We start from the raw sequence: 26,052 nt of genomic DNA, 5'->3' as shown, positions 1-26,052 counted from the left end.
TATGGCAAGATTAAATCTCTTAGAAGAAACCAGATTTGAAAAACTACCTGTATCTATTTTTGCTGATAAAGAAACTGCATCTAAAGCTGTAGCCGCGCGGATAGCGGGTATTATCAGAGTAAAGCAGGAAAAGTCTGAACATGCAATTCTTGGACTGGCAACAGGGGTAACACCTTTGCAGGTGTATGCCGAGCTGATCCGTTTGCATAAGGAGGAAGGTCTTAGCTTTAAAAACGTTATTACTTTCAATCTCGATGAATATTATCCCATGCAACCTGGTGCTGAACAGAGCTATGTAAGGTTCATGCACGAGAACTTGTTTGACCATATTGATATCGATCCTGCCAATGTGAATATTCCGAATGGAACCTTGAGTCCTGAGGAAAGGAACGAGTTCTGCCTTCAGTACGAAAAAAAGATTTCCGACTTGGGTGGACTGGATGTGCAAATCCTGGGAATCGGTCGTACCGGTCACATCGGTTTTAACGAACCTGGTTCTGCACCTAATTCGGGTACCCGTGTAGTAACCCTTCACGATCTTACCCGTCGTGATGCGGCTCATGATTTTGGAGGAAAGGAAAACGTTCCGGTAAAGGCGATCACCATGGGAGTGGGAACGATTTTCAAAGCAAGAGAAATTATCCTGATGGCCTGGAGCGGAAAGAAAGCTCCGATCATCAGAAAAGCAGTAGAAGGGGAAATATCTTCTGATGTCCCGGCAACTTATCTTCAGCTATCCGACAATGTAGAATTCGTTTTGGATCAGGATGCAGCTGCTGATTTGACCCGCTTCAATACGCCATGGTTAGTGAAAGACATGGTTTGGGATGAGAAGAACATCAGGAAAGCGGTGATCTGGCTGGCTAAGGCGGTAAATAAACCCATCTTGAAACTTACAGAAGAGGATTATAATAATAATGGTATGGCTCAGCTGGCAACTGAACAGGGGCCCGTTTACGATATCAATATCAGGATCTTTAACGCCGTACAGCATACCATTACCGGATGGCCGGGAGGAAAGCCCAATGCAGATGATTCACAACGGCCAGAGAGAAGGGATCCGGCAAAGAAAAGGGTGCTGTTGTTCTCTCCTCATCCGGATGATGATGTGATCTCTATGGGAGGTACCTTCATCCGCCTGGCTGATCATGGTCACGATGTTCATGTTGCTTATCAAACTTCAGGAAATACAGCCGTATGGGATGATGATGTACTGCGCTTTGTAGAGTTTGCTATAGATTTTGGAGCAGCACAAGGACAGGATACAACGGACCTTAAAGCGTTATATGTTGAAATGAAAGGTTTCTTTGACGAGAAGACTCCCAATCAGGAGGATCTGAAAGAGATCCAGCGGGTGAAAGGTTTGATCCGTAAGGGAGAAGCAATTGCCGGAGCCCGTTATGCAGGTCTTCCTGATGATCATATTCATTTCATGGACCTTCCATTTTACGACAGGGCCAAGAAGCAGAAAAAGGTAAGTTACGAAGATGATATCCTTCAAACGATGGAGCTGTTAAAAGAGGTAAAGCCCCATCAGGTGTATGCCGCCGGTGATTTTGCCGACCCGCACGGTACCCATAAGATCTGCTTTAATATTATCCATGAAGCTTTACAAAGGCTGAAGGCAACAGAGGATTGGATTGCAGACTGCTGGTTGTGGTTGTACCGTGGAGCATGGCATGAGTTTGAAATCCATGAAATAGAAATGGCAGTTCCACTTTCGCCACAGGAAGTAGAGCGCAAGCGCATGGCAATCTTCAAGCATCAATCGCAAAAAGACAGAGCCGTATTCCCAGGAGACGATTCAAGGGAATTCTGGGTAAGAGCAGAAGACCGCACCCGGGAAACAGCCAGAGCTTACAATCAGCTTGGATTGGCTGAATATGAAGCAATCGAAGCATTTGTAAGATATTCCTTTTAAGATAAGAGCTTATGTCAACAGCATACACAGAAGAAGTGGTTGAAAACGCAATGAAAGCTAAAGCGCCGGCAGTAAAGCCGATCGTTATAATAGGAGCTCTATTTTTTATTTTCGGATTCGTCACCTGGCTGAATTCAGTCCTTATTCCTTACCTTAAAATTGCCTGCGAGCTAAGTAACAGTCAGTCGTACATGGTGGCCTTTGCTTTCTATATTTCGTACCTGGTTATGGCCATACCCGCAGCCGGGGTATTAAAACTCACAGGCTTTAAAAAGGGTATGTCAGCTGGCTTAGTAGTAATGGGAGTAGGAGCTCTACTTTTTATTCCAGCTGCATTGAGTCGAACCTACCTGCTCTTTCTAATAGGTTTATTCATACAAGGGGCAGGGTTAACGATTTTGCAAGCCGCTGCAAATCCTTATATCACTATTCTTGGCCCTGCAGAAAGTGCAGCAAAGAGGATTAGCATCATGGGTATTTGTAACAAGCTGGCCGGTTCTATTGCCCCTATCGCACTGGGAGCAGTTACTTTAAAAAATGCTGACGGATTAACAGCACGGCTAGCCTCCATGAGCCTGGCTCAAAAGACGGCCGAATTAGATGCTCTAGCAGCGCGCGTAATTGTTCCCTATCTGATAATTCTGGCAGTACTCCTGGTACTAGCAGTCCTGATTTATTTTTCCGCACTGCCGGAGATCGATACAGACAAGGAGGACGAGGACACCGCATTGGCAAATAATGGAAAGACAAGTATCCTGCAGTTTCCCTTTCTGATAATGGGCGTTATAGCAATGTTCCTTTATGTGGGTGTAGAAGTGATGGCAGGAGATACAGTAATTGGCTATGGGGCTTATCATGGCATCCCTCTTTCTACGGCGAAATTCTTCACTACATGTACCCTGGTAGGTATGATCCTGGGATATATCGTGGGCGTAATATTTATTCCTAAATATCTAAGTCAGGAAAATGCGCTGAAAGGATTTGCTCTTATTGGTGTTGTTTTTACGGTCGCTGCCATATTTACTTCGGGTTACATTTCTGTTTTGTTTATCGCATTACTTGGTTTTGCTAACTCTCTTGTATTTCCGGCTATATGGCCACTGGCGCTAAGAGGTTTGGGGAGGTTCACGAAATTTGGGTCCTCCTTGCTTATCATGGCGATAGCCGGGGGGGCAGTTATTCCTTTGATCTATGGACGTCTGGCGGATCTATACGATCTTCAGGTTGCCTATTGGATCATGGTGCCCTGTTATATTTTTATTTTCTATTACGGACTGGCAGCTTCCCGCAGAAGTGGCAAGAACTAGCGCTTATGTATAGCAGAAGAAAATTTATTAAGGTTTCAACTCTCGCAGCTTCCACTTTGGCTATTCCGGTTAAAGCGGCGGACATCCTTACTAACGAAAAAAGATATCCTGTAGTGATCTCTACCTGGGATTTCGGGATCCCTGCCAATAAGGAAGCATGGCGTATCCTTTCAAAAGGAGGCAGGGCTCTGGATGCAGTTGAGGCTGGCGTTAGGATACCCGAAGCAGATCTGAATAATCATAGTGTGGGAAGGGCAGGCTACCCCGACAGGGATGGGATAGTGACGCTGGATGCCTGTATCATGGACGAGTTCGGTAACTGCGGCTCGGTAGCGGCATTGGAAGATATCGATCACCCTATTTCGGTTGCGCGCCTGGTAATGGAAAAAACACCTCACGTTATGCTGGTGGGAGATGGTGCGAAGCAATTCGCCTTGGAGATGGGGTTTAAAGAACAGAAACTGCTTACGCCAGAATCAGAGAAAGCCTGGAAAGAATGGTTGAAGACAGCTAAGTACAACCCCGTGATCAATGTGGAAAACCAACTTTACAGGCCGGATAAGCTTCCAGGGAACCAGTTTAATCATGATACCATTGGTATGTTAGCTTTGGATGAGAAGGGCAATCTTTCAGGTGCCTGTACCACCAGCGGCATGGCCTTCAAGTTACATGGGCGTGTCGGAGACAGTCCGATTATTGGAGCCGGTTTATATGTTGATAATGAAATCGGGGGTGCTACATCTACAGGAGTTGGTGAAGAGGTGATCAGAAATGTAGGAAGTTTTCTTGTTGTCGAACTGATGCGTAACGGCTATACTCCTTATGAAGCTTGCAGGGAAGCAGTGAACCGGATCATTAAAAAGAAACCAGAAAGGGCTAAAAGTCTTCAGGTTGGATTTCTTGCGTTGAATAAGAACGGGGAATATGGAGCTTATGCCATCCAGAAAGGATTTTCTTATGCAGTATGTACCAGCGAAAATCAGGAAGGATTATTTGCAAGTAAAAGTCATTACTAATGTTTAAGCTGGAAGTATGCGCTAATTCAGTTCGTTCGGCACTGGCAGCTCAATCCGGAGGAGCGTCCCGGATAGAGCTTTGCAGCAATTTAACGGAAGGAGGGACTACACCGTCTTACGCCCAGATAAGTCTTTGTGTTAAATATCTCCAAATTCCTGTTTATGTTCTTATCAGACCCCGTGGGGGCGATTTCTGTTATTCCAGCCTGGAATTGGAGGAGATGGAAATGGACCTCGAAGCTAGTGCGAATGCCGGATGTAAAGGAGTGGTGTTTGGAATTTTAAATAAGGATGGCACGATTGATCTTGATCGTAATTATAAACTTCTTTCTTATGCCCGCAAACGGGGGATCACTGCAACTTTTCATCGGGCTTTTGATGTGTGCAAGGATCAAAAGCAAGCGTTAACGGAAATTATTGACCTGGGATTTGACCGGATCCTCAGCTCGGGTGCTGCTCCCACAGCCTTAGTAGGGGCAAGTAGATTAAGAGAACTGGTAGAACTATCAGACAACCGGATAGTCATAATGCCTGGTAGCGGGATCAATGAAAATAATATTAGTGAGTTGATCAGGATTACAGGAGCGCAGGAGTACCATGCATCTGCCCGGGTGCTTGAAGACAGAAGCCATTTTGTAAACCCTCAAATTTCTTCTACTCACATCTTTCAATCGGAACTCGAAGTGACAGACGCCGCTAAGGTACGCCGCTTAATTACTGCCGGTACAAATGCTTTTTAATTTTAGAGATATGCTTCATAAAAAAATACACTTACTTATTACTGCTGTCTTATTGCATTTTGCTTTTCCAGTCTTTTCGACAGGGGGCAAAAAAGGCTTTCAGGTAAAAGAAAAGACTGAACCGGGAGTATCTCAAAAGATTCTTTTTAAGGAAACTCCAGTATATAAAAATCCCAAAGCAGATTTGGAGCAGCGAGTGAAAGATCTGCTGGGGCGCATGACCCTTGAGGAGAAGGTAGGACAAATTTCTGCCCTCCTTGGTTGGGAAATGTATGAAAAGGGCGGAGCTAAGATCGGGGTGTCAGCAAAATTCAGACAGGCCATTAAAGAAAGGCATATCGGAATGTTATGGGCTACTTTGAGAGCAGATCCATGGACAAAAAAAACATTAAGTAACGGCTTGTCTCCTTATGAATCTGCACTCGCAACTAATGCTCTTCAAAAATACACCCTGGAAAATACCCGTTTAGGGATCCCTTTATTTATTGCCGAAGAGTGTCCTCATGGTCATATGGCTATTGGAACTACTGTTTTTCCTACCTCTATCGGTCAGGGAAGTACCTGGAACCCTGATCTAATAAAGAAAATGGCTTCTGCAATTGCCCGGGAAGCCCGTGTTCAGGGTGCCCATATAGGCTACGGTCCGGTTCTTGACCTTGCACGCGAACCGCGTTGGTCGAGAGTGGAAGAGACCTACGGCGAAGATCCAATCCTTAACGGAGAAATGGGGATAGCAATGGTACAGGGTTTCCAAGGCTCTGATCTGAAAAGTGGAGCTAATATCATTTCTACCTTAAAGCATTTCACTGCTTACGGAGTTCCGGAAGGGGGACATAATGGGGGAAGTGTCAATTCGGGTCCAAGAGAGCTTTACCAGTCGTATTTATCGCCTTTCAGATCTGCCGTTAAAGCAGGTGCCCAGTCTGTTATGACTGCTTATAATTCTGTCGACGGTGTTCCTTGTTCTGCCAATCCTTTCCTGTTAAAAGATGTTTTAAGGAATCAGTGGGGATTTAATGGCTTCACGGTATCTGACCTTGGAAGTATAGAAGGAGTTTTCATGACCCACCGCGTGGCTGCAAATCCTGCAGAGGCCGCTGCTTTAGCTATGAATTCCGGACTTGATGCAGATCTCGGAGGAAATGGATTCAATAAAGGGTTAATTGAATCGGTAAAACAAGGCAGGGTAAGCGAGGCGCGTTTGGATTCTGCAGTAGCGAATCTGTTGCGGCTGAAATTCAAGATGGGATTATTTGAAAAACCTTATGTAGACGCTAGCCTCGCAAAAACTACTGTCGGTACACCGGAGCACATTAAACTGGCAAGGCAGGTAGCTAGAGAGTCTATAGTGCTTTTGAAGAACAAAAATAACGTCCTTCCCTTAAAGAGTGATTTTAAAAAGATTGCCGTCATCGGACCTAATGCAGATAATCTCTATAATCAATTGGGCGATTATACGGCTCCACAGAGAGATGAATCAGTGGTGACTGTACTGGAAGGTATTCGCGCAAGAGCTGGTAAAGGGATAAGTGTTGATTACGTTAAAGGCTGTGCCGTCAGAGATACAAGCTCATCTAATATAGCAGAGGCTGTTCGACTGAGCAGGAATTCAGATATCACCATCCTTGTATTAGGCGGATCCAGCGCCCGTGACTTTAAAACGGAGTACATCAGTACAGGAGCAGCTAAAGTTTCAGAAGAAAAGCAGGGTGCAATTCCAGATATGGAAAGCGGTGAAGGATTTGACCGTATGAGCCTGGATCTTTTGGGTAAACAAACTGAGCTGTTAAAAGCCGTTTTAGCGACGGGCAAACCTGTTGCTGTGGTGATGATAGAGGGGAGACCCTTAAATCTGAACCTTGCTGAAGAGCAGGCAGATGCTATATTAACTGCGTGGTACCCGGGACAGGAAGGTGGAAATGCAATTGCCGATGTATTATTTGGCGACTATAATCCCGCAGGCCGGCTTCCCATTTCTGTACCTGTTTCTGTGGGTCAGTTACCTGTATATTATAATTATAAGAGCCCTGGAAAGCATAATTATGTTGAGGGATCTTCTAAGCCCCTTTATAGTTTTGGCTATGGATTAAGCTTTTCATCTTTCAAATATTCAGAGCTGTCCGCCAACGTTGAGGAAACAGAAAATAAACTGATCGTAAAAGTAAGAGTAAGAGTAAAGAACAATAGCGAAAGGGAAGGAGATGAAGTGGTTCAGCTGTATTTTAGGGACGATATTAGCTCTGTAGTAAGCGCAGATAAGCAACTTGCGAAATTTAATAGGGTGCATTTTATGCCGGGTGAAGAGAAGTTAGTTGAATTTTTACTTGATGCCGCAGACCTTGCCCTATATAATCGTACCCTGAAACAGGTTGTTGAGCCAGGCTCATTTACCTTAATGACCGGGGGTAGCTCTGACAACTTACCATTAAGTACCCGCATACAAGTCAAGGGTACACATTTTATCACGCCTTAACAGGTATTTTAATAAATCTTTTTGACGGAAATTATCCCTCTGAAATTTCTGTCAAAAAGATTTTGTAATTACGAAGCAATAGTGTAACTTAACGCTATGAAAGGGCACCTTCGTGCTTTTTCTTTTTTACCGATTATAACCTAGAATCCTTAGAGAAATATTTAATAGAATTTGTTAAAGGCCAAAATGCATTGGAATAACTATGCTTAAGATTGTGTATTTATCCTAAGTGTTTTTCTGATATTTGCATCTTTTTTTAGCTTTTTCTGAAAAAAATTAAAAAAAATGGCTGTTTTTGTATAGTATTTTTGTTTTTCAGGTACTAATAGGTTACTTTTATATAAAATATTTGTTACCATTTCTAAAATCGTACGAACTTGGCAATTGAAAGAAAAGAAATTGGATCTATTTGGCTTAAGATAAGAGAGAATGACGATTCTAAAGCGTTTGAGTTATTCTTTTTTCAATTAAGTTCCCGTTTGATAAAGTTCTCTGTCTTTTATCTGCATAATCAGGAGGCAGCTGAAGAAATTGTATCAGATGTGTTTACAAATCTTTGGATCAATAGAAAAAAACTTGCGCATGTACAGAATGTTGAATCATATCTCTACATAGCAGTAAAGAACCAGTCACTAAACTACATCAAAAAGTACTCGAATATTCATTTGGTGAGTCTTGATGATTCGGAACTGGAGTTTGTTGATCCCTGGTGCCCTCAGAAGGAAGTTGAAAGACGCGAGTTGATCTTTCTGATGGATCAGGCTATTGAATCACTTCCACAACAATGCAAAATAATATTCAGGCTGGTTAAAGAAGATGGTTTAAAATATAAAGAGGTAGCTGAAATTCTAAATGTTTCTCCCAAAACAGTTCATACCCAGCTTTACAGGGCTATGAAAAAGTTAAATACAGTAATGCAACCCTATAACAAGGAAAGCAATGTGCCTTTCTTTAGCGGGCTTTCTGTCATTATGCTTTTCCTGTTTAACTTTATTACTTCCTGATTCTATTGCTGATTATGGCTCCTCATGAGCATTATGTTAAGTCCATTATAATTTTGTATAATTGGAGCTATTTATCCATTTCAACCAATGTTAAATCTTTTCAAGAAAAAACTATCCGCCATAGCAAGGTTTGGCGCTGTTTGCTGTCTTTCAATCTTCATCTCTGGTGCCTGTAAGACCTCTGGCAATCTACGAGGAACTTCGCGCAGCTTTATAAGTAATCCTATTATTGATGGTTATTTTGCCGATCCTTGTATTGTTAAAGAGGGAGATACCTATTTCATTTATGCAACCATCGATCCCTGGGGTGGAGAGGAGCTTGCGGTACTTGAAACAAAAGACTTTAAGAAGTTTGAGCGCCGTCATCTAAACTGGCCTACTAAAAAAGCTTGCACAAGTCCTACTTCTGGTGATGCCATGGTTTGGGCTCCTTCCGTCCGCAAAGCCCAAGATGGTAAATACTATATGTACGTTGCTGTTGGAGGAGAAATATGGGCTGGGGTAGCAAATACACCTCTGGGACCATGGAAAAATGCTAAGTCAGACAACTCTCCATTAGTTAAGTACACAGATTTTAAGCCGACCCATAATATTGATGCTGATTGTTTTATCGACGATGACGGCCAGGCTTACTTGTACTGGGGTTCCGGATTCAAATGGATTAATGGAAGATGTATGGCTGTTAAGTTGAAAAAAGACATGGTCTCTTTTGATGGAACTCCGCACGAGGTTACTCCTCCCGGTTATTTTGAGGGACCGAATATGATTAAGAGGTTTGGTAAATATTACCTGATGTTTTCAGAAGGTAAAGCGATTGACGCAACATACAGGGTAGGTTATGCAGTTGGAGAAACTCCAATGGGACCCTTTGTTAAGGGGGTAAATAGTCCCGTTTTGTTCACTTCAAAAGATAGCACGACTTACGGTCCCGGCCATCACACGGTATTTAACGAAAAAGGGCAGGATTATATTCTTTATCACAGGATCTATCCTCAAAAAGAGAAATATGTATTACGCCAGTTGTGTATTGACAGCCTGAACTTTGATAAGGATCAAAACATTAAAGTTATACAACCAAAAGGTGTAGCACGGTTTGCAAAAAGGTAGAAGTGCTTCTTTTGGCTCTCTTAGAATGTAGATATCCGGCCAGGGATATTTACATTCTGGCATTTCAACTTCGGTAGTAAGAATAAGGCTTAAGTCTTTGAAAAGCCTCTTTTTTTACTCTTATTTTTTCCCTGAGACTTCTTCGTTAACACAGCTTTTTTAGGAAGTGCCGCTACTGAGATAAATTCAGACTTAGTATAGCTTTTTACCGAAAGCTGATAGGGATGATCAGCGAAGGGAATATCAACACCTATTGTTTCTTTGATGTCCTTTAGGAATTGCAATTCCTCAGGTTCACAGAAGGATAATGCCGCACCCTCAGTTCCGGCTCTTCCTGTTCTGCCTATCCGGTGAACATACGTCTCAGGTTGAATGGGGAGTTCATAGTTTATTACATGTTTTAGTTCTTCGATATCAATACCTCTAGCTGCTACATCTGTGGCAACCAACACCCTGACTGACCCGTCTTTGAAGTTCTCCAGGGCCCGCTGCCGCGACTCCTGGCTTTTGCTGCCGTGAATAGTGGCTACCTTTATTTTCGCTTTCTCTAATGCCTTAGCAAGTTCATCTGCACTTGTTTTTGTGCGGGTAAATACCAGCACGTTTTTAATGCCTTTGTTCTTCAGAACATGATTTAGTAATGCAGGTTTATCTTTCTTTTCGACAAAGTAGACCGACTGATTAATATTTTCAATCACATATGATCCTGCATTTACTTCTACTGTTTCCGGTTCATTTAGAACTACTGATGCGAGATCCTTAACTGCGGAAGAGATAGTAGCAGAAAAAAGTAAGGTTTGTCTGGATTGTGGTATTACCTTTAAGATACTTGTCAAGTCTTCCCGAAAACCCATATCCAACATTCGATCCGCTTCATCCAACACCAGGATCTCAATGTCAGTTAAGGTTAAGTAGCCCTGTTTATGAAGATCCAGAAGTCGTCCAGGAGTTGCAATGAGGATATTAATTCCAGAGCGGAGAATTTCTATCTGATCTTCAATAGGAACTCCTCCATATACCACCGCATGGCTTAAACTGCTGAATTGGCCATAATTTGAAAAGCTTTCACCTATCTGGAGAGCCAGCTCACGCGTTGGACATAACACCAGAGCTCCTGGCTTATTGTCGTCTATTTCTGTTACTTTCTTATTTACCAGCAAGTGTAAGACTGGCAAGGCAAAGGCTGCCGTTTTTCCCGTTCCCGTTTGTGCACACCCTATCAAATCTCTTTTCCTGAGAATGAGAGGTATTGCAGCCTGTTGAATAGCTGTTGGACTTTTATAGCCTTCTTCCTTCAAGGCTTTAATTATACAGGGACTGAGATTCAGATCTTCAAAGGAAGTATCGACCATAGCAACGTTTTTAGTAGGTTCCGATAAAGTTTAAGAATTTACTGTAGATCATAAACCTTTCCACTTTAAATACAAAAGTAGCGTTCTGAACTGAATCTTGTCTCTCTTTAAAAAAATAGAAACTCCTGAAAGCGGCAATAGCCGGACGAGGCCGGCTAATGTCAGATATGAAAACTAAAACTAGAGGTCGTACTTGTCTTTTTCGTAACTCCAGCCAACTTTTAGCCCGATCACAAACAATGCTAGTCCTACTGTACCGAAAGCAAAGATAGTGTCTCCGATCACTCTTAACCATCTAAGCGTGTTCATTAATGGTTGCTGCATAAATTCGGCAGATCGGGCATACCACATTCCATGGTTAACGCTTGCCACTGTTTGCAACATACCAATAGGTAAGACACTTATTAATACCATTAACAGAAGTCCGATATTGATAGACCAGAAAGAGAACCCGATCAGTTTATCCTTCCATACGTTTTGTCTGTATAATCCTTTCAATACAAAAAGCATCAAGCCAATTCCAAGGATTCCGTATACACCGAACAAAGCGGTATGGCCATGCACAGGGGTTGTGTTCAATCCTTGCATGTAGTAAAGTGCAATTGGAGGATTGATGATAAAGCCGAAGATACCTGCACCCAGGAAGTTCCAGAATGCAACAGCCACAAGACAATAGATCGGCCATTTATAGGCCTGCACCCAGGGTTTTAACTTACTGATCTGGTAATTATGCCAGGCTTCTGTACCTATGATAACCAATGGAACTACTTCCAGGGCACTGAATGTGGATCCTAAAGCGAGAACTGCCGTAGGTGTTCCTGAAAAGTATAAATGATGGAATGTTCCAATTATACCTCCTGAAAGAAATATGATCGTAGAGAAGAGCACATTCAAGGTAGCCGACTTTTCATTCAGAAGTTTCATACGGGTAAACAGGAAGGCTGCTACTACTGTTGCAAAAACTTCAAAGAAGCCTTCAACCCACAGATGAACCACCCACCAGCGCCAGTATTCCGCTATTGCCAGATTAGTTCTTCTTCCCCACATTAAGCCCGCTCCATAGAACATGGCAATAGCTACAGAGGAAATAATAAACATAATAAGAAGATGCCTGCTGGAGGATTTTTGGGTGAGTGCCGGCCATAGAGCCCGAACCATTAAACCCAGCCAAAGGAATAATCCTATCAGTAGGAAGATCTGCCAGAACCTGCCAAGATCGACATACTCGTATCCCTGGTGCCCAAACCAAAAGTTTTCTATAAAGCCAAGCCTTTGCATTATTGCGTACCACTGCCCGATCATAGAACCGGCCACAATTATCAGCAAAGCGATGAATAGAAAATTAACACCTGCTTTCTGAAATTTGGGCTCGTAACCTGAAACCGCAGGAGCAATATATAATCCTGTTGCAAGCCAGGAAGTAGCGATCCAAAAGATAGCTATTTGTATATGCCATGTTCTGCTGAGTGAATAGGGGAGAACTTTATCCAATGGAATTCCATAGAAGGCGCTACCTTCAACACCAAAGTGAGCAGTGACAACTCCCATTATCACCTGGACAAGGATTAAGGCCGTAACGATCCAGAAATATTTCAGTGTGGCCTTCATGGAAGGGGTTGCATTGATGTTCAATAACGGGTCTTCTCCCGGGATTTCATCAGAAACCTCTTCTTCGTGGTTTTTAGCATTATAAAAAACTAACAGCCCAATACCCAGCAGAAGCATAATAACACTGAAGCCTGTCCAAAGCATTAAATCTCCCGTGGCTGTATTTCCTACTAAAGGTTCAGAAGGCCAGTTATGGGTGTAAGACACATCTTCTTTAGGTCGATTCGTTACACATGCCCAACTCGCCCAGAAGAAAAATGTATTGATCTTTCTAAGACGTTCCGGATCTTTAATAGAGTTCTGAGGAATTGCATATGCCTCTCTTAGTTTATTAAACTTTGGATCATCGGAAAATAAGGAGGAGTAATACTTCTGGAGGTAGACGAAAGCCTGTGCCCTTACCGGGGAAAGTTCCAGCGTACTGCTCTCTTCATTAAAGGAATTTTTCCTGATCTCTTTTTGAAGGCGAGACCGCAGCTGTGCTTTTTTCTCGTCATCCAGTTGTTCGTACGCTTTTCCGAAATCCTTCTGTGACCAGACATTAAGAATGAACACCGCCTCGCGATGAATCCAGTCGGCAGTCCAGTCCGGTGCTACATATGCACCATGTCCCCATATAGAGCCAACTTCCTGACCTCCGATACTCTGCCATACATTTTGTCCGTCCTGAATATCTTCTCCTGTGAAAAGAGTGGTATTGCCTGATATAATTTTCTCAGGTATTGGGGGAGCTTTCTGGTAGATTTTGATTCCGTAATAGCCAAGGGTGGCAAAAGATAGTCCCACTACAAGTGAAAAAAGCAGCCAGAGTTTTCGTGTACTTTTCATATTGTTTGTATTGTGTTATTGGCTGATAAACCTATGGTTATCGAACATAACAAAGGTAGGGTATTCGTTTAATAAAAGACAAATTTATCTTTTATTATTTTACTGCTTTAGTTGCGGTTAAGGATGATAGGGAAGCTGTAAGTTCAGGGAATGGCTGCGTACTTCTCAGAGGGTGTTAGGTGGCTAGAAGTAAAGCTTTGGAACAACATCATTCATTTTCACGTGGGTGATCATGGCCTGGGTAAGATTCCGTTTAAATTCTTCCCGGTGCATATTGATCAAATTGAATTGGCTGAACCAGGTGTTACCCCAGCCTGAATCATGCAAGGTAAAACCGCTTTCTTTCAATTTTAACAACAAGTGATAGTAGGCCACCTTGCTTGCGTTGTCAACAAAATGGAAAAGGGTTATATCTCCGAAATAGCCATTAATAGCAAAGCCAATAACGCCGCCAACTAACTCTCCGTTCTGATATGTCTCAATACTGTGAGCAATACCCATATCATGTAACTGCATTGCGGCCTCAATAAATGCGGGTGTCAACCAAGTCCGTTTTGTTCTCTTTCTGGGCTTGGCACAACTTTCAATCGTTTTCTTAAAGTCTGTATTTATCTTTACTATAAATCTCTTTTCATCGGTCAAGCTCTGATTCTTCTTCAGCACTCGCATCAAATCTCCTCTTGCCCTGAAATCTTCAATAGGAACAATACCGCGGTATTCCGGATCATGCCATTCAACAAATTGCCCATTGGACATATTCGGAAGGGGTATGAGACCCTGGAAGTAACCCCTGAGTAAAATGCTGTAAGCATTCATCTCAAAGTTACTGTAGGTCCACAATAAGGCTTTGTGCCTGCCTCCTGAAACCTTCGATAAGGCTGAAAAAAGAGAGTCCTGTGTCCGTTTTTTAATCGATGCTCTTACCTTATCCGGGATCAGATCTGCTACCTTTTCAACTAATGGATTCATAGGAATGATTTTAGTTGAAGATAGGAAGAAGGATTCAACCCGCTATTAGAAAAACCAAATTGTATACTTGCGTAACAGTTTGTGCTAATGCTTTCACATTCCGTCAGGCTTCCATTACCAGATCTGGCCCTTTCATATCCTACTTATCGGCTGCCACATGATAGTGTGGGTCCTCCAATATATTCACATCGATAACCGATGAAGCATTCTTTAGCAAAAGGCGGCAATCTTCGCTTAAATGCTTCAAATGTAATTTCTTGCCCTCCTTTTGATACCGTCCGGTCAATTTATTCAAGGCCTCAATGCCCGACATGTCTGCCACCCGGCTATCCTTAAAATCGATGATAACTTCCACGGGGTCATTTTCTACATCAAACTTTTCAATGAAATTAGCTACAGAACCGAAAAATAGAGGTCCGTAAATTTCATAGTGCTTAACCCCTGTAGTGTCTACGTATTTTCTTGCCCTTATCCGGGTAGCACTATCCCATGCAAAAACAAGGGCGGAAATAATAACACCGATAAGAACAGCAAGAGCAAGGTTATGAAGCCAAATGGTGATTGCTGTAACTGCTATCATCACAATTACATCCTGTTTTGGCATTTTATTAATGATCCTGAAGCTAAGCCACTCAAAGGTGCCAATAGCCACCATGATCATGACCCCTGTTAGAGCTGCCATTGGAACCCTTTCGATGACAGGCGCGCCAAATAGAATGATCAACAAGATAGTGAGAGAGGCGATGATACCGGCAAGTCGCGCACGTGAACCTGCAGAAAGATTAACCAGGGTTTGTGCAATCATGGGACATCCGCCCATCCCAAAGAAGAATCCGTTCAAAATATTTGCTCCACCTTGCGCAATGCACTCTCTGTTTGTGTTTCCTCTACTGGAGGTAATTTCGTCAACAAGGTTAAGGGTTAAAAGCCCTTCGGTTAATCCTACACCTGCCATAACCACAGCATAGGGGAAAATGAGTTTTAAGGTTTCTAAAGAAAGAGGAATATTTGGGATGTGAAAAGGAGGGAAACCGCCGCTTACTGATGCAATATCTTTTACGGTCCGGGTGTCAATATTGAAGCCAAGTACAACAAGAAAAATAACGATAATAGCTCCAAGGGAAGGTGGAATAGCCTTAGTGATCCTGGGTATAAAGATCACCAGAGCAATAGTGGCTGCTACCAGGCTCCCCATAATTATCAGAGGCTGTCCACTCATCCAGCTGACCTGTCCATCTACAACAATTTTAAACTGTTCGAATTGAGCTGTAAATATGATCACTGCAAGTCCGTTAACAAAACCATACATTACCGGTTGTGGTACCAGTCGAACAAATTTGCCCAGCTTAAATAATCCAACTAATATTTGAATCAGGCCAGCCAGGGCAACAGTGGCGAAAACATATTCGAGTCCATGCGATTTCATCAGAGCTATCAAGACCACTACTGTGGCTCCCGCCCCTCCTGATATTAATCCTGGTCGTCCCCCGAAAATGGAGGTGATAAGACCCATAATGAAAGCGGCATATAGCCCTACTAATGGGGGGAAGCCTGCAAGAATGGCAAATGAAAGGGATTCCGGCATCATTGTCATTGCAACGGTGAGACCGGCGAGAACTTCGTTTTTATAATTAACTTGTTTGGAAAAGTCAAAAAGACGTACGTAAGGTTTCATCCTCAAGTGTTAAATTGGAAATTTTGATGATTAAATTAGCTTTTGCAGTAGATGAATCAATCCGAAGGGATGGATCATTGCTCAAGGCGGTGATATTTGATTATTCAAAATAGCATTGATCATTGGTGCAAAGGTAGGGAAATGAAATTTGCGATCATTGGGATTCTAAAAATTAGCCTGGATGGATTTAAAACATAAAAAGAATCATACTGTAATAGGATAATTATGGCAATGGAAGAAGAACCATTAAAGAACGTGGTACACCTGGCTTTGAAAAAGTACAAAGTATTTAAGCAGAGCCGTATGAAATTTATACTACGCTCTATGATGGCTAGTATGTTCATCGGCTTCGGTGTAATAGTAGCCTTTAAAACCGGTAATTATTTTTACCTGACACATTCACCATTCGCTTATCCGATGGCTGCCTTTACTTTTGGTTCGGCCATTATTTTGATTGCCTATGGGGGAGGAGACCTATTTACAGGGAATACCTTTTATTTTACTTACGCGGCCCTACAAAAGGAACTTTCATGGAAGACAGTTCTAAAGATGTGGGCTTTAAGTTACCTGGGCAACATTTTGCGAGCTTGCGTTTTTGCCTTACTGATCCTGGGAACGGGGCTTTATAAAGAAAGTACGGTGAATAGCTTTTTACTCAACCTGGTTAGTCACAAAATGCACATACCGACAGGAGAGCTGTTCTTTAGAGGGATATTATGCAATTGGCTGGTTTGTATGGCATTTTTTATTCCTATGGCGTTGAAGGGAGATGGGCCGAAGCTGTTTACAATGGTACTTTTTGTGTTTTGTTTCTTTATTTCCGGCTATGAGCATAGTGTAGCTAACATGTGTACTTTTGCAATTGCCCTTGTTCTAGATCATCCCGGGACTATTTCTGTAGATGGTGTAATTCATAATCTTATCCCGGTAACCCTTGGAAATATACTTGGAGGAACACTAATGATGGGAGCTTTCTATAATTACCTAAACAGGGAAGAAGTCTGATCTTTAAGACATAAAAAAGCCCCGAGCTATGAGAGCGTCAGGGCAATCCCTTTTCCACTACTGAAAAGGCGGCAACAAATGTTCCACCTTTTAGTAATGGGGAGCAAATTAGTAGATAAAACTGGAATAAATGTAATCTGAAAATCAGGATTGGGGTTTGCAGGTTAATTAAAGCACTGAAAGGCTAAATACTTGTAGGACCGTTTTAAGCAATCCTTTCAAAGAAGGCTCTTAAAAAATTAGTAACACCGTAGCAAATTAGCCCGAGGGCAATCATAACCAGAATATAAGATCCGAAAGGACCATGTTGGATGAAACTGAGTGCTTCTCCGGTATCTCCTGCTTCTGAAGGATTCCGGTGGGAAGCTGCCTTGACAAATAGAAAAGCAATAATTAGCCAAACTATTCCTCTGGAAATATATCCTACTTTCCCTGCTCTTAACAGGGTAGCCGCCGCCCTGGAATCGAGCGACTGAAGGTCTATGTGCTTTCGGTGCTTTTCTTTAATACCGTACCAGATTTGGTAAATCCCAATTCCTGCTAGTATCAAAGAGGCAATGATCAGTAACCATGCTCCGCCTGGGGCACCCAGCAATTTCTGTGAGAGATCGGAGTAGGAATCCCCATCCGACTCTGCCCTCTGTTCAAAAAATGCTTTTGCAGCAAAAAATGCAATTGACAGGTATGTTAAACCACTGAAAAAATAAGTAAACCGTTGACCTATCCCTTTTGCCTTATTACCTTTATTAGAAAGATCTAAAAAACTTTGAAGGATACGCCAAACGCTATAACAGAGTAATCCAACTGAAATCAGAAGCAACGCTACTCTTCCAAAAGGTTGACTTAATAGATTCTGTATTACTCCAGTTCTATCACTATTCTTTGAAGAATGTCCATTAATATGGAAGGCTGCCATAATAGCAAAAGACCCAATGAGACAATATACAACACCTTTGGCAAAGAGCCCTGCCTTTGCAATTAATCGTATGTAGGGTGAATTTTTTTGTAAATACAAGTGCTTTCTAATTGTTACCCTTGTACAACTGTTCAGTATCTCTGCTTGTTTTGTAATGAAGTCTTAAAGTTTATGTATCCCTGATAGATCTTTTAGTCTTGTGTTATTTAGAAAAGGTCGGGGTAATCGCTGATAATTCCATCCGTTCCCATTTTTTTTAGCTCATCTATTTTTTCTCCCTCGTTAACTGTCCACGGAATTATTTTAATGTTTTTCTCATGAACTTCGGCTATAAGTTCCTTATTTACCAACGAGAACATTGGACTGTATACATCAGGTTTAAAGCTGAGTTTTTTTAAATTCGTATTAAAGTCGCCTGCCGCTACTAAGAATGAGGTTTTAACTTCAGGATAGTTGCGATGAATGATTTCTAAAGTGCGAGGATCAAACGATTGAATGATCACCCAAGGCGAAATGCGTTTTTGATTAATAACATTCATCAGAAGTTCTACGAATTTCTCAGGTTCAGGATGTAATTTGTTGTCCCCCTCCGGACTTATTTTTGTCTCTATATTATAAAATACCTGTTTCCGCTTATTGATTCTTATGTTTTCTTGTACAGAGTCAATCAAATCACCAAGTTTGGGAATGTATGTATTGATCTTTTTTTGTCTCGGGAACTTAAGATAAGCTTTCGAGCCTACATCAAACTTCCTGATCTCCTCATAGCTCATCTGAAACAATATCAGTTTTTCTGCCTCCTCCTTTCCAATCTCTTTCCCTGATCCTGATAGGCTGAACTGAGTATTTATCTTAGAATCGTGACTAACAATCACTTCACCATCGGCAGTTATCTGGCAGTCCATCTCCAGAGTAGTGATGTTTCTGTCAAGAGCATCAATCATCGCAGGAATAGTATTTTCAGGAGCAAGTCCCCGTCCTCCGCGATGCGCCTCTCTACTAAACCCTGGCCATTCTACTTTTACGTCCAATGTTTCTACAGACTTGAATCCAACTACAATAAGGCCTGCAAGGAGAGCAGGGAAGATAATTTTAAACATCCTGCTAAATTTCGCCAGTAATATTAAGTAGAGTTTAACAGAAAGTTATTTCTTTAAACCGAAGAGGCCTGGTTTAGGTTTTAATAATTATAACAGGAAGAAGGGAATTTGAGAGATATAGATCTAATCTCAAAGTCTCTTCTTCCTGTAGCTGTTAAGAGGCCTGATTAAAGGGTTCCTGAATATTCGACCTTACTTAAATAAGCCTCCTAATCCACCTAAATCAACCCCTAAAGATCTGGACAATCCCTCAGGGGTGATACTTGAATCATTTGGGTCATTTGCTTTATGAGCAAACTTCTGTAGAATACCAGGCAAGGCAGCTGCAATTGCTCCAGTAGCAGCCGGAGGTAATCCTAATTTGCTTGCTAGTGCACCAACAACTCCACCTTGAATAGCATTTGTAACAGGGCTACCGGAGGTCATACTGTTAGACAGTTGTGAGAGAAGTCCTCCTATGCCACCCTGACTTGCTGCCTGTTGTTTTAGATTATGATCCAGCTGTGTTGCCACCTCATGATTTACTTCATCTTTTCTTTCTGCAGGGATAGCATTTGCCACCTGCGGATTTCCGCCTATCTGATCTTTTACAAGATCTAAAATCTGATCAAACATTGTTTTTCTATTCTTAGGTAAATGATCTGTTTTGGTATGTTCTTCAAAAATGGTTCCAATTATAATGCCTTAACAGATCGGATACTCAAAGAAACAACACCTTTGAAAAGGTGTTAAGCAAGAATAAATTTAACTATGAAAACATTGAGAAAAACCACTTTATTTTTTGCAGTGATGGGCTTTATGCTTGCGTCATGCGGAAAAGATCCAGTTAAAAAGCTGGCGAAAACATGGCAGGTAACCGATATTGAAACAGCAACAGAGCTACCTGACTCTATAAAGTCTCAAATGCTGTCCGGATCACAAATGGTATTTACCAAAGACGGACATTATACTTCCTCAGGGGGTATCGGCGCAGATCAGGGAACCTTCAGTCTGGATAAAGAGGGTAAAAATCTTTCCACAATTTCTCAGGCTGGTAAAAGTAACTCGGTTTATACGATTGAGAAATTGTCTGATGAGGAACTGGTATTAAAGAATAATGGTAATACAGTAAGCCTTACCGCTCAAAAATAATAACTATGGGACTATTTGATAATGTGAACAAAGCCGTTGCAAATCAGCAGCAGGTAAACGACTATAATGCCATTTTACAGAAAGCGGGACTGACTGTTCACGATCTGAAGGTGGCAAACGTAAACGGGAATTTAACAGTTGCAGGAACTGTACCTGATATGGCTACAGCTGAAAAGGTTGTGGCCACCTTGAAGACCCAGCAAGGAGTTACACAAATCACCAATCTATTAGAGATGGAGGATCTTACTGCGAAGAACATTAAAATGAAAGTTGTAACAAAAGAGTCAAACCTTAACATCAGGAAAGGACCAGGTACCGAGTATGAAATTATTGGAAAGGCCGCTCACAATTCCTCTGTACAACTAATCAAACGAATGTATAATGATTGGTATTATGTAAAGACCGATGCAGGAGTAGAGGGTTTCTGCGCAAAGAATTATTTAGAACAAGTTTAACATTAGAAGACCTGCCCCATAATCTTTGTGGCAGGTCTTTTATATCCCTAGAACCGATCTTTTCATTAATTAGAAAGGATGGTAAACTCTGTCCTCCTGTTCTTTTGATGCTCTTCTTCTGTACAGGTTGCAGTGTTCCCACATTTGTTAATCAGCTTTGTTTCCCCATAGCCTTTGGCAATCATACGCTCCTTAGCAATTCCCCTGCTTATTAGATAATTCACGGCGGATTGAGCCCTACGTTGCGAAAGGCTAAGATTGTAAGCATCTTTACCCCTGCTATCGGTGTGAGAGGAGAGTTCTATTTTTAACTTCGGATTCTCACGCATTAGCAGTTCAAGTCCGTTCAGGATTAAAGCAGCATCAGATCTAATGTTGTCTTTTCCCAAGTCATAAAAAATATTGTCAAGTTGAATGGTTTTCCCTTTCTCTAAAGGATCCAGGTTCATGGTAAACTCTAAGGTATCTGAAACCTTGATTTCGTTTGTAGTAAAGGACAAAGAATCCGGAAGGAATCCGGGCTTTCTTGCTTTTAGTGCATACTTTGAATCTTTGTTTAATTCAAAATAGAACCCTCCTTTAACATTACTGCTTTTTTTGTCTGCTATCTTTTTATTTTCAGAGTACAGTGTGATTGAAGCATCGGAAACCGAGCTTTTATACTTCTTGTTCATCACTGTTCCTTTTACAGCAAGGATAATTTTAACAGGAGTTGTATAGGAAAAAGAGTAAATGTCATCAGCACCTATTCCTCCTGCACGGTTTGAGGAAAGGTATCCCGTACTGCCAGTTTTATTACTGATCTCCACGAAGCTAAAGTCGTCGGCTGATGAGTTTATTGGGTATTTAAGATTTTGTGCTTCAGACCATTTGTTTGCTGACCCTGTGCTGCTGAAAATATCAAGGCCACCCATCCCTGCCCTTGTATCACTGGAAAAAAATAAGGTGCCATTTTCCTTCATGACAGGGAATAACTCATTTCCTTCTGTATTAATATTAGGCCCACAATTCTGTGGATCAGACCAGGAACCATCCCTGCCCTTAACAGTGTACCAAACATCTGTACCTCCTAAACCTCCTGGCATATCAGAGACAAAGTAGAGAATGTTTTCATCCGGACTTAAGGCAGGATGTCCTACTGACCAAGCTTTTACATTGTTGTACTTGAATGGCGTTCCTTTCCAGCTTCCGTAAGCATCCTTTGAATAAATATAGATCTCCAGCACCTTCGAGTGGAATTTTTCAGAACTCTGCCTTTGCAGTAATGCTTCCGACCCTGAATTAGTTTTGGTGACAAACAATGTGTTTCCGTTTTTATCAGCACAAAAAGGTCCAATATGTAAAGTCCCCTTATTAAAACTTGCTGCAGCAATGCCAGGAGCGGAGATCATTCCATCTTTTTTAGCCGCTGCAAAGATCCTGCTATAACTGTTTCCTGTCCAGCCATACTTATCTGTATACTTTTCCTCGGGCTCAGCCACAAAGTAAACAGAGTCTTTAATAATGGTAACACTATAATTGGAAAGAGAAGAATTCAGTATTTTCTCATTTTGCAGGATATGAGTGGTTGGAGAAGCTAGCCATTTTAACGCAGAATCACATCCAGCCCGTTCGATTTTTGCAGATTTTCCTGATGCTACTTCGTAAGCATTAAAAGCCCCTTTCGCTTCTTTGTATTTTCCGTTTAATTTTAAAACGCGAGCATAAGCTAAAAGATCAGCAATGGTCCTCTTTCTATCGTCGATCACCTGCCCATACCACTTACCAGCCTCGTCATACCTCTTCATCTTAAGATAGGAATTAGCAAGATTTTGCATCACCGTCAGGTCAGCATCCTTCTTTGCTATCTTCTCATAGAGGACAACGGCTTTGGCGTATTCGTATTTATTATAAAGTAAATCAGCTTTCTCTCGTATTCCTTGTTGCTCCTGAGCATAAAGGTTTGTTCCAAAAAATACGGAGAAAAGAAGACCTATCATTTTCTTTTTCATACAAAAGCTGCTCTTCATTTAATTGCTTCTTGTGTTTTAAATTTTGGTTCTGATTAAAAAAACCTTGGACTTAGAATACGGTAGGCTTTAGGCGGAATAGTTAGTCCCAGTGTAATTTCATGAGACCCGCTTTCTATCTCCCGAAGGCTGCTAGTGGAGTAATCGTAGGAATAGCCAAGACGTAAGTTGTTATTGATGTAGAACTGGGCTATTCCCGAAATAGAGTTTACACTGGTGATACCCTGGCCCTCCTGGTAGTCTTTTTTCCAAAGCTTTGCTCCTGTTCTATAACCAGCGCCAATCCAGAAACGATCGTTGAAAATAAGCATAGCATTCAAATCGACACTAGAGGGGCCTTTAAAATCTTCCTTATACAAGATGCTTGGACGCAACTTGATTTGATTTTCCAGATTAAATAATAGGCCGGATATCAAATATAAGTGACGCATATGCTTCACGGGTTGGATCGTATTTGGATCACTTGTTGCAGAAACATTAGAAGCGCTGCTAAGAGCATCCATTAAGGATAAGCCCATATAGAATTTTGGAGAATAGTAGTAGGCACCGAAACGGATATCAGGAACAATATCAGTAGTTCCTCCTTTCGGTAGATATTGGTCAGAACCGTTTATTGCACTTAATTTAGAGGGATCAACTGAGTTTTGCGTAACTCCGGCACCAAGTCCAAAGGATAATCTTTTGGTATCATCACTATTAAGCTGAAGGCGATATGCATAATTAAGGTATGCCGAATTGGACAACTGAGGACCTAGTTTATCTGCTGCCAGCTGTAAACCTAATCCCATTCTCTTCTTCTCGGGATCCAGGATCCCATCAATTGAAACCTGACCAGTTTGCGGAGCATCTTTTATCCCTGACCATTGCTTACGCAGTGCCATTTGAGCAAACCATTCTTCTTTGTAGCCCGCATAAGCAGGGTTTACACTTAAAGAGTTAAAGATGTACTGCGTGAACTGTACGTTTTGTTGAGCCAGGGCAGGGGCTATTCCTGAAATAAGCAGGAGTAGTCCCATTAATAATTTGCCGCTGTTAAATTTTGCCATTCTAGTGGTATAAAAAGTTTTCATTTCAGATGTTACCGTTGTATTAATACCCATCCTTTTCTCGTTTCCTGTTTGCCCGTTTTGTTAAGCTTAAGGATGAAGAAATACGTGCCTGCATTCAAACCCGTCCCGTCCCAGGTATTTTTATATTTACTATCCCGATAAACCTCATTACCCCATCTATTAAAAATGGTGAGGTCGGCACTATCATAGTTCTCAAGTCCAACAATTTCAAAAGTGTCATTCATCCCATCTCCATTAGGAGTAAACACATTTGATACGCTAACTCCATTGATGGTTACCTCAATTTCCTGAGTTGCCCCATTTGCGTCTTTTACGCTTACATGATAAGTGCCGGCAAGGAGATTTTCAAAAGATTCAGAGGCCTGATAGTTGCCGTTAGCAAGCTTAAAGGTGTAGGGACCAACTCCGCCTTCAGCCTTTACTTTAATGGTACCGGCATTTGTTTCACCTAGCATCACATCTCGCTTAGAAACCAGTATTAATGTTAGTGCTGCTGGTTGCTCAATAGTAAAGGTTACGGTAGCGCTGATGCCATTAGCATCTTTCACTGTACCTGTGTAGGTTTTCGCCCTTAGGTTATTGAACACTGCAGATTGCTGGAAGGATCCTGCATCGAGCTTATACTCATACGGTGCGGTTCCTCCGGCTGCAACCAGTGTTACCGATCCCGTTGCTGTATTGTAAATATTTACGTTAGCTTTTGTTGAAACAGCTAAGCTTAAACCTGTAGAAGGCTGATTAATAGTTACCGTAGTAGTGCTGATAACGCCATTGGCATCTTTGATAGTTACAGTATATGCACCGGCTGTAAGACCAGAGAAGCTTCCGCTTGCCTGATAAGCTCCATTACCGAGTTTGTATTCGTAAGGACCAGTACCACCAGACCCGGAAACGGTTACTGCACCTGTAGAAGCACCGAATGTAGTTACATCAGTTTTGTTAACTAGGTTAACTGAAAGGGCTGCAGAAGGCTGTGCAATAGTTATAGTAGTGGTAGCCGTAATACCGTTGTTATCTTTGATAGTTACAGGATACGTTCCGGCAGCAAGACCAGAGAAGCTTCCGTTTGTTTGGTAAGCTCCATTACCCAATTTGTACTGATAAGGACCAGTACCACCAGACCCGGCAACGGTTACTGCACCTGTAGAAGCACCGAATGTAGTTACATCAGTTTTCGTTACTAGGTTAACTGAAAGGGCTGCAGAAGGCTGAGCGATAGTGACAGAAGTAGTGGCCGTAATACCGTTAGCATCTTTGATTGTAACAGTATAAGTACCGGCTGCAAGACCAGAGAAGCTTCCGTTTGACTGGTAAGCTCCATTACTCAGTTTGTACTCGTAAGGACCAGTACCACCCGCACCAGATACAGTTACCGCACCAGTAGAAGCACCGAAAGTGATTATATCTGTTTTGTTAACCACGTTTACTGCAAGAATCGCAGACGGCTGAGCGATAGTGACAGAGGCAGTGGTGGTTACGCCATTTTTATCAGTAATAGTAAGTGTGTATGTTCCAGCAGCAAGACCATTAAGGTCCTGTGTAGTAGCACCATTATTCCATGCATAAGTATAAGGCCCAGTTCCACCAGTCACAGTAATGTCAATAGCTCCAGTTGAAGCACCTGTAACCGTAACATCGGTTTTAGAAGTTACTACTGCAGCAAGTAGAGCAGAAGGCTCATTAATAGTAACGGTAGCAGTTTCTGTTATTCCGTTTTTATCAGTAACCGTCAGGGTATAAGTACCAACAGCAAGACCAGTAAGATCTTCTGTAGTGGCACCGTTGCTCCAAGAATAAGTGTAAGGGGCAGTTCCACCACTTACAGTGATATTAATTGCTCCAGTTGATGCACCTTTAACGGTTATATCAGTTTTAGAAGTGACTACTGCTGCAAGTAAAGCAGAAGGCTCAGTGATAGTTGCTGAAGCAGTTGTAGTTATTCCGTTTTTATCAGTAACAGTAACTGAGTAAGTACCAGCTGCAAGACCGGTAAGATCTTCTGTAGTAGCACCATTACTCCATGCATAAGAATAAGGAGAAGTACCACCAGATACAGAGATATCAATAGCCCCGGTTGAAGCACCTTTAACAGTGACATCCGTTTTAGAAGTTACTACAGCGGCTAATAGAGCGGAAGGCTCAGTGATAGTAGCCGAAGCTGTAGTGGTTATACCATTTTTATCAGTAACGGTTAGTGTATACGTACCTGCAGCAAGACCGGTAAGATTTTCTGTAGTAGCACCATTGCTCCATGCAAAAGTATAAGGCCCAGTTCCACCGCTAATAGTGATATCAATAGCCCCTGTTGATGCACCTTTAACGGTAACATCAGTTTTAGAGGTTACTACTACTGCAAGTAAAGCAGA

20 protein-coding genes are annotated in these 26,052 nt (G+C 41.9%); 10 read left to right on the top strand and 10 right to left on the bottom strand.

The genetic code is table 11. The features are described 5' to 3' along the window. The first annotated feature begins 1 nt into the window (after window position 1). From nagB to J4N24_RS04085, 7 genes are all read left to right on the top strand, one after another. Complete coding sequence (gene nagB / locus J4N24_RS04115) at window positions 2–1,921, top strand: glucosamine-6-phosphate deaminase (RefSeq protein ID WP_207532391.1); 1,920 nt, start codon at window positions 2–4, stop codon at window positions 1,919–1,921. 11 nt (window positions 1,922–1,932) lie between these two features. Then, window positions 1,933–3,228, top strand: a complete 1,296-nt coding sequence (locus J4N24_RS04110) for a sugar MFS transporter (protein ID WP_369806194.1) — start codon at window positions 1,933–1,935, stop codon at window positions 3,226–3,228. 5 nt (window positions 3,229–3,233) lie between these two features. Next, window positions 3,234–4,244, top strand: a complete 1,011-nt coding sequence (locus J4N24_RS04105) for a glycosylasparaginase (protein WP_207532390.1) — start codon at window positions 3,234–3,236, stop codon at window positions 4,242–4,244. Continuing rightward, window positions 4,244–4,984, top strand: coding sequence for a copper homeostasis protein CutC (locus J4N24_RS04100; protein WP_207532389.1), 741 nt, complete (start codon window positions 4,244–4,246; stop codon window positions 4,982–4,984). Before J4N24_RS04105 ends, J4N24_RS04100 begins: the two co-directional genes overlap by 1 nt. Before the next feature lie 10 nt (window positions 4,985–4,994). Beyond that, entirely contained in the window at window positions 4,995–7,457 is a 2,463-nt protein-coding gene (locus J4N24_RS04095; RefSeq protein ID WP_207532388.1) for a glycoside hydrolase family 3 N-terminal domain-containing protein, read from the top strand. Between the two features lie 377 nt (window positions 7,458–7,834). Continuing rightward, window positions 7,835–8,461, top strand: coding sequence for an RNA polymerase sigma-70 factor (locus J4N24_RS04090; RefSeq protein WP_207532387.1), 627 nt, complete (start codon window positions 7,835–7,837; stop codon window positions 8,459–8,461). A gap of 87 nt (window positions 8,462–8,548) precedes the next feature. Then, entirely contained in the window at window positions 8,549–9,568 is a 1,020-nt protein-coding gene (locus tag J4N24_RS04085) for a family 43 glycosylhydrolase (RefSeq protein ID WP_207532386.1), read from the top strand. An 89-nt stretch (window positions 9,569–9,657) separates the two neighbouring features. On the opposite strand, the gene J4N24_RS04080 is transcribed toward J4N24_RS04085, so the two are convergent. The 4 genes from J4N24_RS04080 to J4N24_RS04065 all read right to left on the bottom strand — a co-directional run bounded on the left by J4N24_RS04080 (window position 9,658) and on the right by J4N24_RS04065 (window position 16,000). Further along, a complete protein-coding gene (locus J4N24_RS04080) occupies window positions 9,658–10,920 on the bottom strand; it encodes a DEAD/DEAH box helicase (protein WP_207532385.1) in 1,263 nt (420 codons plus the stop codon). Window positions 10,921–11,100: 180 nt separating this feature from the next. Beyond that, the gene (locus J4N24_RS04075; protein WP_207532384.1) at window positions 11,101–13,356 is read right to left on the bottom strand and encodes a nitric-oxide reductase large subunit; all 2,256 of its coding nucleotides are present in this window, start codon (window positions 13,354–13,356) and stop codon (window positions 11,101–11,103) included. 183 nt (window positions 13,357–13,539) lie between these two features. Next, window positions 13,540–14,325 (bottom strand): leucyl/phenylalanyl-tRNA--protein transferase, encoded by a 786-nt coding sequence (locus tag J4N24_RS04070; protein ID WP_207532383.1) that lies wholly within the window; start codon window positions 14,323–14,325, stop codon window positions 13,540–13,542. A gap of 139 nt (window positions 14,326–14,464) precedes the next feature. Beyond that, window positions 14,465–16,000: a SulP family inorganic anion transporter gene (locus J4N24_RS04065; protein WP_207532382.1), complete on the bottom strand. Its 1,536-nt coding sequence runs from the start codon at window positions 15,998–16,000 to the stop codon at window positions 14,465–14,467. Between the two features lie 225 nt (window positions 16,001–16,225). Here J4N24_RS04065 and J4N24_RS04060 point away from each other — a divergent pair, with 225 nt between their 5' ends. Further along, entirely contained in the window at window positions 16,226–17,005 is a 780-nt protein-coding gene (locus J4N24_RS04060; protein ID WP_207532381.1) for a formate/nitrite transporter family protein, read from the top strand. A 205-nt stretch (window positions 17,006–17,210) separates the two neighbouring features. Here the strand turns inward: J4N24_RS04060 and J4N24_RS04055 are convergent, their stop codons facing one another. From J4N24_RS04055 to J4N24_RS04045, 3 genes are all read right to left on the bottom strand, one after another. Beyond that, on the bottom strand, window positions 17,211–18,020 hold the full coding sequence (locus tag J4N24_RS04055; protein ID WP_207532380.1) for a DUF1206 domain-containing protein: 810 nt from the start codon (window positions 18,018–18,020) through the stop codon (window positions 17,211–17,213). Window positions 18,021–18,127: 107 nt separating this feature from the next. Further along, the gene (locus tag J4N24_RS04050; protein ID WP_207532379.1) at window positions 18,128–19,021 is read right to left on the bottom strand and encodes a glycerophosphodiester phosphodiesterase family protein; all 894 of its coding nucleotides are present in this window, start codon (window positions 19,019–19,021) and stop codon (window positions 18,128–18,130) included. Between the two features lie 192 nt (window positions 19,022–19,213). Beyond that, on the bottom strand, window positions 19,214–19,636 hold the full coding sequence (locus J4N24_RS04045; protein WP_207532378.1) for a hypothetical protein: 423 nt from the start codon (window positions 19,634–19,636) through the stop codon (window positions 19,214–19,216). A 135-nt stretch (window positions 19,637–19,771) separates the two neighbouring features. Here J4N24_RS04045 and J4N24_RS04040 point away from each other — a divergent pair, with 135 nt between their 5' ends. Then, entirely contained in the window at window positions 19,772–20,152 is a 381-nt protein-coding gene (locus J4N24_RS04040; protein ID WP_207532377.1) for a lipocalin family protein, read from the top strand. A 5-nt stretch (window positions 20,153–20,157) separates the two neighbouring features. Further along, window positions 20,158–20,607, top strand: coding sequence for an SH3 domain-containing protein (locus J4N24_RS04035; RefSeq protein WP_207532376.1), 450 nt, complete (start codon window positions 20,158–20,160; stop codon window positions 20,605–20,607). A gap of 65 nt (window positions 20,608–20,672) precedes the next feature. On the opposite strand, the gene J4N24_RS04030 is transcribed toward J4N24_RS04035, so the two are convergent. The 3 genes from J4N24_RS04030 to J4N24_RS04020 form a co-directional block, all read right to left on the bottom strand. Then, the gene (locus J4N24_RS04030) at window positions 20,673–22,598 is read right to left on the bottom strand and encodes an OmpA family protein (RefSeq protein WP_207532375.1); all 1,926 of its coding nucleotides are present in this window, start codon (window positions 22,596–22,598) and stop codon (window positions 20,673–20,675) included. 53 nt (window positions 22,599–22,651) lie between these two features. Next, the gene (locus J4N24_RS04025; protein ID WP_207532374.1) at window positions 22,652–23,662 is read right to left on the bottom strand and encodes a PorP/SprF family type IX secretion system membrane protein; all 1,011 of its coding nucleotides are present in this window, start codon (window positions 23,660–23,662) and stop codon (window positions 22,652–22,654) included. 32 nt (window positions 23,663–23,694) lie between these two features. Further along, on the bottom strand, window positions 23,695–26,052 hold a 2,358-nt coding region (locus J4N24_RS04020), incomplete at its 5' end, for a T9SS type B sorting domain-containing protein (protein ID WP_207532373.1).

The sequence above is a fragment of the Desertivirga arenae genome, assembly GCF_017355785.1.
Lineage (GTDB): Bacteria > Bacteroidota > Bacteroidia > Sphingobacteriales > Sphingobacteriaceae > Desertivirga > Desertivirga arenae.
The sequence above is the reverse complement of the archived record's forward strand: the minus strand, read 5'-3'. Positions and strand labels throughout refer to the sequence as shown.

Coding starts and splice junctions, on each gene's coding strand:
- J4N24_RS04110 (WP_369806194.1), top strand. CDS start 1,933: ATGTCAACAGCATACACAGAAGAAGTGGTTGAAAACGCAATGAAAGCT.
- J4N24_RS04050 (WP_207532379.1), bottom strand. CDS start 19,021: ATGTTTAAAATTATCTTCCCTGCTCTCCTTGCAGGCCTTATTGTAGTT.
- J4N24_RS04070 (WP_207532383.1), bottom strand. CDS start 14,325: ATGAATCCATTAGTTGAAAAGGTAGCAGATCTGATCCCGGATAAGGTA.
- J4N24_RS04060 (WP_207532381.1), top strand. CDS start 16,226: ATGGCAATGGAAGAAGAACCATTAAAGAACGTGGTACACCTGGCTTTG.
- J4N24_RS04045 (WP_207532378.1), bottom strand. CDS start 19,636: ATGTTTGATCAGATTTTAGATCTTGTAAAAGATCAGATAGGCGGAAAT.
- J4N24_RS04100 (WP_207532389.1), top strand. CDS start 4,244: ATGTTTAAGCTGGAAGTATGCGCTAATTCAGTTCGTTCGGCACTGGCA.
- J4N24_RS04025 (WP_207532374.1), bottom strand. CDS start 23,662: ATGGCAAAATTTAACAGCGGCAAATTATTAATGGGACTACTCCTGCTT.
- J4N24_RS04080 (WP_207532385.1), bottom strand. CDS start 10,920: ATGGTCGATACTTCCTTTGAAGATCTGAATCTCAGTCCCTGTATAATT.
- J4N24_RS04085 (WP_207532386.1), top strand. CDS start 8,549: ATGTTAAATCTTTTCAAGAAAAAACTATCCGCCATAGCAAGGTTTGGC.
- J4N24_RS04075 (WP_207532384.1), bottom strand. CDS start 13,356: ATGAAAAGTACACGAAAACTCTGGCTGCTTTTTTCACTTGTAGTGGGA.
- J4N24_RS04095 (WP_207532388.1), top strand. CDS start 4,995: ATGCTTCATAAAAAAATACACTTACTTATTACTGCTGTCTTATTGCAT.
- J4N24_RS04065 (WP_207532382.1), bottom strand. CDS start 16,000: ATGAAACCTTACGTACGTCTTTTTGACTTTTCCAAACAAGTTAATTAT.
- nagB (WP_207532391.1), top strand. CDS start 2: ATGGCAAGATTAAATCTCTTAGAAGAAACCAGATTTGAAAAACTACCT.
- J4N24_RS04035 (WP_207532376.1), top strand. CDS start 20,158: ATGGGACTATTTGATAATGTGAACAAAGCCGTTGCAAATCAGCAGCAG.
- J4N24_RS04040 (WP_207532377.1), top strand. CDS start 19,772: ATGAAAACATTGAGAAAAACCACTTTATTTTTTGCAGTGATGGGCTTT.
- J4N24_RS04030 (WP_207532375.1), bottom strand. CDS start 22,598: ATGAAAAAGAAAATGATAGGTCTTCTTTTCTCCGTATTTTTTGGAACA.
- J4N24_RS04105 (WP_207532390.1), top strand. CDS start 3,234: ATGTATAGCAGAAGAAAATTTATTAAGGTTTCAACTCTCGCAGCTTCC.